This is a genomic window from Arsenicibacter sp. R0_47, from assembly GCF_057652235.1.
Window position 1 is genome coordinate 307,110 of sequence record NZ_JBYFCJ010000001.1, and the last position, 12,990, is coordinate 320,099.

General features: G+C 53.9%; 12 protein-coding genes. 11 read left to right on the plus strand and 1 reads right to left on the minus strand.

What is annotated here, in order from left to right; translation table 11 throughout:
- Positions 1–87 precede the first annotated feature (87 nt).
- From fcl to AC23NW_RS01275, 3 genes are all read left to right on the plus strand, one after another.
- The gene (fcl, locus tag AC23NW_RS01265) at positions 88–1,029 is read left to right on the plus strand and encodes a GDP-L-fucose synthase (protein WP_293845189.1); all 942 of its coding nucleotides are present in this window, start codon (positions 88–90) and stop codon (positions 1,027–1,029) included.
- 65 nt (positions 1,030–1,094) lie between these two features.
- Positions 1,095–1,262, plus strand: a complete 168-nt coding sequence (locus AC23NW_RS01270) for a hypothetical protein (protein WP_487447175.1) — start codon at positions 1,095–1,097, stop codon at positions 1,260–1,262.
- 17 nt (positions 1,263–1,279) lie between these two features.
- The gene (locus AC23NW_RS01275; RefSeq protein ID WP_487447177.1) at positions 1,280–1,780 is read left to right on the plus strand and encodes a hypothetical protein; all 501 of its coding nucleotides are present in this window, start codon (positions 1,280–1,282) and stop codon (positions 1,778–1,780) included.
- A gap of 218 nt (positions 1,781–1,998) precedes the next feature.
- Here AC23NW_RS01275 and AC23NW_RS01280 read toward each other — a convergent pair whose 3' ends face one another.
- The gene (locus tag AC23NW_RS01280; protein ID WP_487447179.1) at positions 1,999–2,631 is read right to left on the minus strand and encodes an acetyltransferase; all 633 of its coding nucleotides are present in this window, start codon (positions 2,629–2,631) and stop codon (positions 1,999–2,001) included.
- Between the two features lie 142 nt (positions 2,632–2,773).
- Here AC23NW_RS01280 and AC23NW_RS01285 point away from each other — a divergent pair, with 142 nt between their 5' ends.
- From AC23NW_RS01285 to AC23NW_RS01320, 8 genes are all read left to right on the plus strand, one after another.
- A complete protein-coding gene (locus tag AC23NW_RS01285; protein WP_487447181.1) occupies positions 2,774–3,604 on the plus strand; it encodes a UDP-2,3-diacylglucosamine diphosphatase in 831 nt (276 codons plus the stop codon).
- A gap of 69 nt (positions 3,605–3,673) precedes the next feature.
- Positions 3,674–4,765 (plus strand): glycosyltransferase family protein, encoded by a 1,092-nt coding sequence (locus AC23NW_RS01290; RefSeq protein ID WP_487447183.1) that lies wholly within the window; start codon positions 3,674–3,676, stop codon positions 4,763–4,765.
- 54 nt (positions 4,766–4,819) lie between these two features.
- Positions 4,820–6,814: a S9 family peptidase gene (locus AC23NW_RS01295; protein WP_487447185.1), complete on the plus strand. Its 1,995-nt coding sequence runs from the start codon at positions 4,820–4,822 to the stop codon at positions 6,812–6,814.
- Positions 6,815–7,042: 228 nt separating this feature from the next.
- On the plus strand, positions 7,043–10,249 hold the full coding sequence (locus tag AC23NW_RS01300; protein ID WP_487447186.1) for a glycoside hydrolase family 9 protein: 3,207 nt from the start codon (positions 7,043–7,045) through the stop codon (positions 10,247–10,249).
- A gap of 75 nt (positions 10,250–10,324) precedes the next feature.
- Positions 10,325–11,536, plus strand: a complete 1,212-nt coding sequence (locus AC23NW_RS01305; protein ID WP_487447188.1) for a GTP-binding protein — start codon at positions 10,325–10,327, stop codon at positions 11,534–11,536.
- Positions 11,537–11,546: 10 nt separating this feature from the next.
- Positions 11,547–12,473 carry an NAD(P)/FAD-dependent oxidoreductase gene (locus tag AC23NW_RS01310; RefSeq protein WP_487447190.1) on the plus strand — a complete coding sequence of 309 codons (927 nt, stop codon included), beginning with the start codon at positions 11,547–11,549 and terminating at the stop codon, positions 12,471–12,473.
- A gap of 59 nt (positions 12,474–12,532) precedes the next feature.
- Entirely contained in the window at positions 12,533–12,808 is a 276-nt protein-coding gene (locus AC23NW_RS01315) for a hypothetical protein (protein ID WP_487447191.1), read from the plus strand.
- Between the two features lie 10 nt (positions 12,809–12,818).
- A complete protein-coding gene (locus AC23NW_RS01320) occupies positions 12,819–12,986 on the plus strand; it encodes a hypothetical protein (protein ID WP_487447193.1) in 168 nt (55 codons plus the stop codon).
- The last annotated feature ends 4 nt before the right edge of the window (positions 12,987–12,990 follow it).

The window sequence follows — 12,990 nt, forward strand, 5'->3', positions numbered from 1 at the left end:
GTTGTGATTTATTTTACAAAAATAATGCCTGACTTCGAATAAGTTGTCAGCACACCGGCAGACTACTGCCATTGATTTTCAGCCATCGTGGAACAACAAGCAAAAATTTATGTAGCCGGTCATCGGGGGATGGTAGGCTCTGCACTGGTCCGGAAACTAAAGACCGCCGGTTACGAAAACATCATTATGCGTACCTCGTCGGAACTGGATCTGCGGAATCAGGAAGCGGTTAACGAATTCTTCGCTGCCGAGACCCCTGACTACGTATTTCTGGCCGCTGCGAAGGTAGGTGGTATTCTGGCTAACAATACGTACCGGGGCGAGTTTCTGTACGATAACCTGATGATTGAAGCCAATATCATCCATGCTGCTTACCGGAACGGAGTGAAAAAGCTGATGTTTCTGGGCTCGTCCTGTATTTATCCGAAAATGGCACCTCAGCCGCTGAAAGAAGAGTATCTGCTGAGCGGATTTCTGGAGGCGACCAACGAACCCTATGCCATTGCCAAAATTGCGGGCATCAAGCTGTGTGAAGCTTACCGCAGCCAATACGGGTCGAACTTTATTTCGGCTATGCCGACAAACCTCTACGGCCCGAATGACAACTACGATCTGCAGGGCTCGCACGTGCTGCCGGCATTGATCCGGAAGTTTCATGAGGCCAAAATCAATGACCAGCCAACGGTTGAGGTGTGGGGTAGTGGCTCGCCGCGCCGCGAATTCCTGCACGCCGACGACCTGGCCGATGCCTGTTTCTTTCTGATGCAGAACTACGACGGTGAGCAGTTTGTAAACATCGGAACGGGCGAGGATGTGACCATCCGCGAACTGGCTGAAATGGTGAAAGACGCCGTTGGTTTTGCCGGTGAAATCCGCTGGAATACCGAAAAGCCGGATGGTACACCGCGCAAACTGATGGATGTTTCCCGCCTGCACGACATGGGATGGCGACACACAACCGACCTGAAAGAAGGCATCGAAAAGACGTATCAGGATTTTCTGGCCAACGTCGAATTATACGTTGAATAATGTAACCCGTATGGGCGACCCCACGTGGTCGCCCTGTTATGTTTTCATGTCAGCCACAGCCGTGTATGAAGAAACTAACGCATTATAAAAACTTTGGTGAATTAAAAGCAGAAGTGCAGCCAATTAAAGCGGACACTGCCGGTATTAAGGAGCGTCACGCAAAATTTGAAACATCCTTGGCGGAGTTAAGGCTCCTGTACCTGAAATCAAAATCATCTTCGAAGAAAGAGTAGTAAATCTGATATAGTCTATGGAATACGCGGGCATAATCCGGGATATATGCAGTATTTTTGACCGCAATTCAGTAGAATATATGATTATCGGTGGTACTGCTGTAGCTCTTCATGGTTATTACAGAAAGTCTACGACTCAATCCGGAGCAATCGTTGATAAGCCTGATATAGATTTCTGGTATAATCCTACTTACGAAAACTATTACAATCTTCTGAATGCTTTAGAGGAGCTCGGCATAGTTGTATCTAAATTTCGGGAAGATACTTCTCCTGATCCTAAAAATTCGTTTTTCAGGTATGACTTAGAGGAGTATAGTCTTGATATTCTTCCTGTTATTAAGGCACCCATAAGATTCTGGGATGCATTCCGGCGAAAAGAGCATTTTTACTTTGATGGTGTCGAAATCTCATTTATAGGATTGGAAGACTTACTGAAAGATAAAGAAGTATCGGCAAGGCCCAAAGACATAAATGACGTTGAAAATCTCAAACGCGAGAATGGTTTTAACTCATTTTAAGCTCCGGCCGGAAACTACTCCGACCGGAAAAAATATTACCTGTACTAAATTTAAATTAACATATTTTTTGCAGTTACGTGTGTAACGGAATTGTGTACTTGTTCTTAGGCGACCGCGTACAAGAGGACGACCACGTACAAGAGGGCGACCACGTACAACAGGGCGACCACGTACAACAGGGCGACCACGTACAACAGGGCGACCACGTGGGGTCGCCCCTACAGGGTTTTGGCGGGGTTGCCGAATACGGTTTTGCTTGCCGCTACGTTTTCAACCACTACTGATCCGGCGCCGATCCGGGCGTTTTTTCCGATCGTTACACCCGCCACAAGAACGGCTCCCGTGCCGATAAAGGCACCGTCTTCAATCGTTACGCCGCTGTTAATGACACAACCGGTTCCGATGTGCACATAGTCGCCGACGATAGTGCCGGCGTCAATGATCGTACCTGCCTGAAGAATGCAGTGATTGCCGACGGTTACAGTTGGATTCAGCACCACGCGCGCCGCAATCAGGTTGCCATGACCGATGCCCGACGAACTGGCCAGCAACGCTGTGTCATGAATGGCATTCACCGGCTGTACTTTCCGGCGCTCATTGAGCATCTTCACTAATTGTTTACGCACACGGTTGTCGGCAATGGCAACACAAGCCTCGCATTTCTGACCGATCAGCTTCAGGTAGCCGTCATCATCCGTATCGCCAAGTACCGAAATATCACCGAACTCCTGTCCGCGCAGCTTCTGATCGTCATCTAACAGGCCATATACCACGACATTGTTGCGCTGAAAAATGTCCAGCGCCGTTTGCCCAAGGGTACCGGCCCCAAATATCAAAACGGGATTTTCCATAGATAAAAAAACACAATCACTCTGTAGTGTACAATACCGCAGATCGGCCAAAAACGTTCACCGGCGACCGAAGGAGTTGATTATTAGCAATTTCATAATAGTGCCATAAAACGCGGGTAATGTGCAGTATGTATTTTCGGACATGAAACCAAAACGGCATTTTCGCACCATTGTGCTCTCCGATATTCACCTCGGTACGTCGGGTTCGAAGGCAAAGGAAGTTACAGAATTTCTGAAAACATACTCTTGCCAGAAACTGATCCTGAACGGAGACATTATTGATGGCTGGCAGCTGAAGCAATACGGTGCATGGAAAAAAAAGCATACCGCCTTTTTCCGGACCGTACTGAAGCAAATTGTCCGCTACGATACTAAAGTCATTTACCTGCGGGGAAATCACGATGACTTTCTGGATCAGATCATGCCGCTGCGGCTCGGAAAAAACTTCTCGATCCGGAAGGATTATGTGCTTCAATCGGGGGATAAACTGTTCTATGTCACCCACGGCGATGTCTTTGACTCCATTACCTCGCACATGAAGTGGCTGGCCCACCTCGGCGATATCGGCTATACCTTTCTGCTCTGGATCAATAAACTCTACAATGGCTACCGGACCTGGCGCGGGCTGCCCTATTATTCCTTATCGCAGGAAATCAAAAAGCGGTTCAAGCAGGCCGTTAACTACATTTCTGACTTTGAAATCAAACTGACCGAACTGGCCAAAGCCCGCAACTGCGACGGCGTTATCTGCGGCCACATCCACCAGCCCGCCATTCATAACTATACCAACGGGATGATTTACATGAACTCCGGCGACTGGGTCGAAACGCTGAGTGCGCTGGTAGAGGATTACGACGGCAACTGGAATCTGATCTACTATACGGCCGATCAGGAAGAAAAAAGCCCCGGAACGGTTCCTGCCCTCAACCTGACATTTGAAAAACCTGCCATAATCCCTAATTTGGCCATGTAAGTGAGTGAATGAGTGATTGAGTGAATGAGCGATCACCCAATTGCTCATTCACTCAATCACTCAATAAATATGCGTATTCTATTCTTAGTGCAGGGCGAGGGGCGGGGGCACATGACACAGGCGCTGGCGCTGGCGCAGATCGTGCAGGCAGCCGGCCACGACCTCGTGGGTGGTCTGGTCGGGGTGACGCAGGGACGGCCGGTCCCCGCTTTTTTTGCCGATGCCTTTCCGGCTCCCATTGAGGCAGTAAACAGCCCCGCACTTATATTTGATACAAAAACAAACGAGCTGAAAGTCGGTACGTCGGTGCTGAATTCGCTTAAGAAAAGCAAGGTCTACTTCAGCAGCCTGCGGCAGATCCGCGATGCCATCCGGCGGCACCGCCCCGACGTGGTAGTGAATTTTTACGAAATTCTGGGCGGGCTGGCCTATGCCCGCTACCGGTTCAAGGTGCCGGTTGTGACCGTTGCGCACCAGTACCTGGCCTTTCATCCTGCGTTTCCGTTTCCGCCGGACAAACCACTGGACAAGCAGGCGTTTCTGCTCTTGTCGCGCATCAACGCATGGGGTGCCCGGTTGAAACTCGCCCTGTCGTTTGATGAACTGCCTGACGTTCCTGCTGAGCAGCTGAAAGTAGTGCCGCCGTTGCTGCGGCAGGAGGTGCTCGACCGCACACCCACCACTGAACCGTACCTGCTGGCCTATGTGACGCAGCCGGGTCTGCGAATGCAGGTAGAAGAAGCCCATCGCCGGCGTCCCGATGTACCGCTGCGTTTTTTCCACTCGGGCGTGACCGAACCGGAGCAGGTTGTCGATGATACGCTCACGCTCCATGCCATCGACGGCAAACGGTTCCTGGATGTGATGCAGCATTGCCGCGCGGTAGTGACAACGGCGGGTTTTGAGTCGGTATGCGAGGCGTTCTACCTCGGTAAGCCCGTGCTGATGATTCCGCAGCCCAACCATTATGAGCAGGAAGGCAATGCGCTCGACGGGCAGCGTGTGGGCGTGGGCATCGCCTCCGACAGTTTTGACCTGGACCGGCTGATGACCTACCTCCCCAACCATGATCCGGCCGCCAATGCGCGCTTCCGGCAGTGGCACAGCCGCTGCGCTGAGCTGTTTCTGGGGGCGCTGGAAGGCGTGGTCAGGAAAAACTAAATCGTCCCTCTTTTCTTGGTATCTTTAGGGGTTTCTTTCGCAACAAACCCCAATATGAAACACATTCTTCCGCTTTTGCTGATGGCGGGCAGCGTCTGTGCCCAGCCACCGGCCAAACGTCCGATCAATCCTTCTGACGTGGCCCGTTTACAGACGATCAGTGACCCACAGGTGTCGCCCGATGGCAATTGGGTGGCTTTTGTACAGTCGTCGGTCGATGTGAGCAAAGACAAACGTAATGCCGACCTCTGGATGATCAGCTGGGACGGTAAGGAGTCGGTACAGCTTACCAACAGCCCTGACGGTGAATCAACGCCGCGCTGGAGTCCCGACGGCCGTTATCTGTCGTTTACGTCGTCGCGGAACGGGAGCAGCGGCAGCCAGCTGTGGCTGCTCGACCGGCGGGGTGGTGAAGGCAAAAAACTGACCGACCTGAAGGGCGAGCTGGAAGAATACGAATGGGCGCCCGACGGCAAACGGATTGCCCTGGTGATCCGCGACAAGGACTATTCTGATTCGGCGAAGACCAAAATCCGGACCCCCTATGTCATGGACCGGTACCAGTTTAAACAGGATATTCAGGGTTATCTCGACCGGCGCGCCGCCCACTTGTTCCTGTTTGACGTTGAGAAAAAAACGCTCGATACACTCACAAAAGGCATTTACGATGAATCATCGCCGGTCTGGTCGCCCGATGGCAAGCAGCTGGCCTTTGTGAGCAACCGCACCGCTGACCCCGACAAAAACGAAAATGCCGATATCTACGTGATTGCCGCCCAAAAAGGCGCTGCCATGCGGCAACTGACAACGTGGGCGGGCCGCGACGGAAATCCGGTCTGGAGCCCCGACGGTACACAGATTGCCTATACCCGTTCGACGGCGGCGACCAGCTTTATCATGTACGATCAGGCAGTGCTGGCGGTGGTGCCGGTGCAGGGCGGCGAACCCCGTTTGCTGTCACTGGCCCTTGACCGGCCGGTGCGCAATCCGCGGTGGTCGGCCGATGGCAAAAGCATTCAGGTGCTGGTCGATGATGACCGCCGGACGTATGTGGGCGCTTATGCCCTCGCCGACGGTAAGCTGAGCGTCGTGGCCGGTGGTGACCGTGCGTTCAGTGATCTGGAGCGCCATCCGAAAGGCTATTGGGCTACGCTGATGAGCGAGCCGCAACTGCCAACCGAAATTTATGCGGTCGAAGGGACTACGGTCCGGCGGCTGACAAAGGTACAGGATGAGTTTGTGGCACCGCTGGCACTGGCAACGGTTGAAGGCTATACCTCACGCAGCAAAGATGGCACGCAGGTGTCCAACCTGCTGTTTAAACCCGCAAATGCGGTGGCAGGACAAAAATTACCCGCTATCTTCTTTATCCACGGCGGTCCCGTCGGGCAGGACAGCTACGGGTTTGACTTATCGCGGCAGATTCTGGCTTCGGGCGGATATGCGGTGGTCGGCGTCAACTACCGGGGCAGCAGCGGCCGTGGGCTGGAGTTCTGCAAGGCTATTTACGCCGATTGGGGCAACAAGGAAGTTTCCGACATTTTAGGCGCGGCTGACCAGCTGGTGCAGAAAGGCATTGCCGACCCCGACCGCTTAGGCATCGGTGGCTGGAGCTACGGCGGTATCCTGACCAATTACACCATCGCAACCGACCTGCGTTTCAAAGCGGCAGCGAGCGGAGCCGGCAGTTCCCTGCAACTGACCATGTACGGTATTGACCAGTACGTTAACCAGTACGAAAATGAGCTGGGTGCTCCGTGGAAAAATCTGGATAAGTGGCTGAAACTGTCGTATCCGTTCCTGAAAGCCGATAAGATCAAAACGCCGACCATGTTCATGGCGTCGGAAAAAGACTTTAACGTGCCGGTAGCGGGTAGCGAGCAGATGTATCAGGCGCTGAAGTCGCTGGGGGTACCGGCGCAGCTGATCATTTACCCGAACTCATTCCACGGCATTACAACGCCAAGCTACCAGAAAGACCGCTTTGTCCGCTATCTGGACTGGTTTGATAAATACCTGAAAGCACCGGCGTTGCAGGCGCAGAAATAATCTGTAAAGCATACACCGTAATCGTGGTCCGATCAGACAGTATCACCTGTCAGGTCGGGCCACGACCTGTTTCCGGAAGGGGTATCTTGCCGCTTACGCGTGAAAACCGGCCATTGGCTCAGTAGGGTGGCTATGTCTCAGGTTTCCGTTGTAAGTTTCTGGTAGAACGTTGCTTAGCCGTATTCCGGCAGGCACACAAGCGTTGTTCTAACCGCAAATTCCGCAACAATGAAAAGCCTGATAATCTTCTGCACCCTATGGCTGTTTTCGGGTATGGTATCTGCCCGCAACCTGACCGCCCCGATGGCGGCGACCACGCTGACCGGAAGTATTTCCGTCACCAGCAGCCAGCAAACCGGTAATCCACGGACGCGCACGTTTACCTACCACCTGCCTGCTGCTACACCTGCCTGTAATCTTCCGCTGATGATTGTACTGCACGGCGACGGTGGAAGCGGTGCCGGGATCATGAACTATACCGGCTTTAATGCCGTGGGCGATGCGCAAAATTTTATCAGCGTATATCCGGATGCACTACCGGTGGCAGGGTCGGTACAGTGGAATAAATTTGCTGATAATGCAACGGGATCAGGGGATAACGGCAACGATGCCAACGCGCCTGATGATGTGCAGTTTATCGTAGACCTGATCGATTATTTCTACCGGCGTTTCGGCGTTGACCGCAGCCGGGTGTATGTAGCCGGCCATTCGGGTGGGGGCTTCATGGCGTATTACCTGACGATCGCCAATGCCTCGAAGGGCCGTATTGCCGGTATTGCGCCGGTAGCTGCCAGTCTGTGGGGCAACGATACCTACCTGAACAGCCAGTTTGCTGCCGGCACATTTTCCCGGACACCCGTACTGCACATCCACGCCACAACCGACACGGAGGTTGGTTTTCCTGACCTGAACAGTGGCTGGATCTGGCCCGAAGCCTCGTATGCCTGGCCGACCTGTGCGAATGCCGCGCCGGTGATTTCGACCAATACGGCTGACATCACCCGGTATGATTTCTGTACCAGTCCGGTACCGGTTGTACTGCTGGCACTGAAACGGGCTGGTCTGGGGCATGCCTGGCCAACCGTAGCCAATTCGGGTTATAACACCGAACAACAGATCTGGTCGTACCTGAGTCCGTTCAGTAAAGGCAGTTATTCTGTGCCGGTGCCGGTCATCAGTCCGTCATCAGCGTCGGTAACGGCGGGGCAAACAATTTCGCTGACGGCCGCTTGTCCGGCGGGCCTGGGATATACGTGGAACACCGGCACAACGGCGGCTACCCTTGCGGTCACACCGGTCACAACCACCACCTATACGGCCTATTGTACGGCCGGTTTGTGTCAGGGAGCTGCCGGACAGGTAGTTGTGACAGTTGGCAGTACTACGACAACGGCCGCCGCTGTTATCGACGATCACATCAAAACAGATCAGTTCGGTTATTTGCCGGCCGCGCAGAAGGTTGCAGTCATCAGTAGTCCGGATCCTGCTGTGAGTCAGTACAATCAGACAAGCCAGTACACGCCGGGCAGTACGTATCAGCTTCGGCGGGTAGCTGACAACAGTGTAGTGTTCAGCGGAACACTCGTGGCCTGGAACGGGGGCGCAACGCATAACCAGTCGGGCGACAGGGTGTGGTGGTTTGATTTTTCGCCGGTGACGATGGCCGGTACATACTATGTCTGCGACGTCGGGCAAAACAAACGTTCGTACCCCTTTGTGATTGCCGACAATGTATATGATGTTCCGGCGCGGCAGGCACTGGTGGCTCTGAAAATGCAGCGGTGCGGGGTGGCCCGTTTCGGGCAGCTGGGTAGTAAAATCTGGCAGGATGCAGCCTGCCACCTCGGCAATTTGCAGGATACGCATTGCCGCGATGTGTCGGATCCGTCTAATGTAGCCAAAGAACGGAATATGTCGGGTGGCTGGCATGATGCCGGGGACTTTAACAAGTATGCGCTCTATGCAGCAGAGGCGCTCCATAACCTGCTGAAAGCCTATGAGGAAAATCCGGCCTCGTGGACAGCCGTTGCCGGTACATTGCCCGCGCCGCTCGATGAGGCCGCGTACGAGCTGGACTGGTTGCTGAAAATGCAGGACAGCGATGGACGGGTACGGTGTAAGGTCAGTATCAAAGGCTATGGCATAAGCAGCCCGCCCGGTACAGATACCCGGCAGCGGTTTTACGGAGGCACCAGCACCCTGACGACCTATGCCGTTGCTTCCGTGTTTGCCCATGCGGCCAGCGTATTCGGCAGTTTTTCGGCAACCTATGCCAATACGCTCAGGACAGCTGCCCAACAGGCCTGGAACTGGGCAAACGCAAACCCGAACGTAATTTTTGATAATACGCCGTTTCTGATAAATGGTGGCGGTAGTTTTAACCCTGACAACGGCATTTACGGCGATGCGGCCAACAGCAGTTATTACCGCAGTGTTTCATACCCGACGGTGGCGGCGGCCTATTTATTCCGGTTGTTTGGCGCCACGGCCGGTGCGGCTTACAAAACAGCATTTGAAACCCTGTACGCGCAAACCAGCCAGATGCAGTGGTCGGCCGGTTCGGATGCTTATTTCCCCGATTGGCAGGTGGTACTCGACGCGTTACTGACCTACGCCAACGCACCGGACGCGACGCCCGCTCATGCCACCGCAATCCGTACTAAATTTACGGCTCTTATCACAACATCGTCAAAATTACTGCCTGCCTTTGTGAACCGCACAGATGCCTATCGGGCATACCTGAATTACCACCCGTGGAACTCAAATCAGCAGAAAGCACAGGCCGCTGTTCAGCTTCAGCTGCTAAAAATAAATAACCTTAGTCCGGCAAATAATACAGCGTTGCAGCAGGCGGCGCTGGGCTACCTGCATTACCTGCATGGCCTGAATCCGAATGCGAAATGTTACCTGAGTCAGATGAATGCCCTGGGTGCGTCGAACTCACAGAATGAAATCTATCACGGCTGGTTCTGGGACGGCACAGCCTATGACAATGCCCTTACATCGGCAACCGGTCCCTTCCCCGGTTTTCTGATCGGCGGACCGAATCAGGATTACAGCGGCGCGCTGATACCGCCTAAGGGGCAACCGGCGCAAAAAGCCTACAAGGACTGGAATACGGATTATCCGGACAACGCCTACGAAATTACGGAGATTGGTATTTATACGCAGGCGGCCTATATCCGGCTGGCAGCGGCCTTTATGACAAAACTCCTCTGCACAGATGTTACTGTCAGTCAGTCGGTTCAGTCGGGAGACTGGCAAGCCGCCTCGACCTGGCTGTGCGGAACGGTTCCGGCGGTGAGCAGCCGTGTCCGGTTGATGGCAGGACATGTGGTAACAATTTCGGCCCCGGTGCAGGTAAAGCAGATACAGGTTGACACGGCGGGGCAGCTGCGGTTCAGCGCGGGCGGTAAGCTCATACTGGCACCTTAATTTTCTTAAATGCAACATTGTTGCATTTAAGAAAAAGAGTCCATACATTTGCCCGTGAGTTATCACTGGAACTGTATGAAAAAGCTACCTGTAACCGTACTGAGCGGGTTTCTGGGCGCGGGTAAAACCACGTTGCTCAACCACATCCTGCACAACCGGCAAGGCCTGAAAGTGGCTGTTATTGTCAACGACATGAGCGAGGTAAACGTGGATGCGCAACTGGTGCAGCAGCAGCATACACTCTCGCGGACGGAAGAAAAACTGGTCGAAATGAGTAACGGCTGCATTTGCTGCACCCTCCGCGAAGACCTGATGCTGGAAGTGGAGAAACTGGCCCGCGAAAACCGGTTCGATTACCTGCTGATTGAATCGACGGGGATTTCGGAGCCGTTGCCGGTGGCGCAGACCTTCTCGTTTGTCGATGCGGAAAACGGCATTGATCTTTCCCGGTTTTCGCAGCTGGATACGCTGGTAACGGTCGTGGATGCTTACAACTTCCCGCGCGATTTCGGTTCTGTAGATACCGTACACAGCCGGTCACTGAACGACGATGAAACCGACACACGTACCATCGTAAACCTGCTGACTGATCAGATCGAATTTGCCAACGTCATAATCCTGAACAAAACCGACCTGCTGCCGCGCTATCAGGTAGGTGAACTACGGTCGATCCTGCAAAAACTAAATCCGAAGGCGCAGATTATTGAAAGCCAGTTCAGTAAGGTCGATCCGGCTCGGATTCTGAATACCGGCCTGTTTGATTTTGACGAAGCTTCGCAGTCGGCAGGCTGGATACAGGAGCTGGAAAACTACAAAAACGGCGTAGGTCATACCCCCGAAACGGAAGAATACGGCATCGGATCGTTTGTGTTCCGCGACCGCCGGCCGTTTCATCCGGTCCGGTTCTGGCACTACCTGAGCGAACACTTTCCGGCGGGCATCATTCGCAGCAAAGGACTGTTCTGGCTGGCATCCCGCCCCGACGAAGCGCTGAATTTCAGTCAGGCAGGCGGGAGCCTTCGGGCCGAGCAGGCCGGTGTGTGGTGGGCGTCGATGCCGTTTCAGCAGCGGTTACGGTACGGCGCGTTCCTCGACCACCGCGAACAGATTGAAGCCCGCTGGGACAAGCGTTTCGGCGACCGGCAGAACGAACTGGTCATTATTGGCCAGGACCTGGATAAAACACAGATTATAAGCGAACTGACAGACTGTCTCTGTACGGAGCAGGAGATCCTGCACATGGAGAAAATGGGGCGGTTTACCGATCCGTTCCCGGTCTGGCAATAACAACAAAACGATGAAAGAACCATACGATGCCGCCATTATCGGCGGCAGTTTTGCCGGGCTGAGCGCGGCGCTTGTGCTCGGCCGTTCGATGCGGCATGTAGTCGTCATTGATGCCGGAAAGCCCTGCAACCGGCAGACCCCGGCGTCGCATAATTTTCTGACGCACGATGGCCGCCCACCGAACGAAATAGGGGTAGAAGCCCGCCGGAATGTGCAGCATTACCCTACCGTTGACCTGATCGGCGGGACGGTGATCACGGCTGAGCAAACTGCCGGAGGCTTTACCCTCACAACACAGGAAGGAGACCGGCTGACTGCCCGGAAACTGTTGCTGGCAACGGGTGTGGCCGATCAGATGCCGCCCATACCGGGGTTTGCCGAATGTTGGGGGCGTTCGGTGCTGCATTGCCCGTTCTGCCACGGTTACGAAGTCCGGAACGAACCAATCGGCTTACTGGCCAACGGAGATATGGCCCACGAACTGGCCCTGCTGATTGAACAGTGGAGCCCCAACCTGACCCTGTTTACCAACGGACCGTCGACGCTGACCGCTGACCAGATGGCCGATGTCCGGCAGCTGGGAATTACGGTAGTCGAAGACGAGGTGCAGGCTATTCGCCACGAGGATGGATTTATGCAGGCAGTACAACTGGCACATAACCGGACGATTGAGCTGAGCGCCATATTCAGCCGCGTGCCGTTTATCCACCATACCGACCTGGCGGAGCAGCTTGGTTGCGCTTATTCGGAGACCGGGCATATTGCGGTCGACGGGATGGGCCAAACCAATGTAGCGGGTGTATTTGCCGCCGGCGACTGTACGACGTTTATGCGGCAGGTCGCGATGGCGGTGGCGGCGGGGAGTAAAGCCGGCGTGGCGGTAAACCGGATGCTGCGGCTGGATGAACTAGCCCGGCGTAAAGAATCCATAAATTAATTTTTGCAACAATGTTGCAAATGATGTTACTTTGTTCCTCAATTCATCATCAACCAATTATGGTAACGAAATTGTTTTGTGGGATACTGGTGCCGGGAGCACTGACTGGCTGTACGTCTGATGAAGAGAAAAAGGAGGCAGCTCTGCTGGAAGAGGCTGCCCGTTTTCATCAGGAAGCGACTGATATTCAGGAAAAGCTTGAACCGGAAATCGACCGGATTGACTCCCTCAAAACAGTTTTGATGATGCAGATTACTCCCTGGGCTCAACAGCAGGTGGCGACGCTGGATAGCCTCAAGACCGCTTTTGAGACCTGGGAGAGTAACTTATGTTGAGGTGCCCGGGATGGAGCATGAACACCATCACGATCACGGCAAACACGAACATCATCACCATACGGATGCTACGCTTAAGGATTTACCCGCCGATCAGATGCGTGACCTGCAGTGCGAAGTACTGGCCAATATCAAGGCCATGCAAACACGCATGAATCAGGTGCTGGCTGCTGACTAAATCC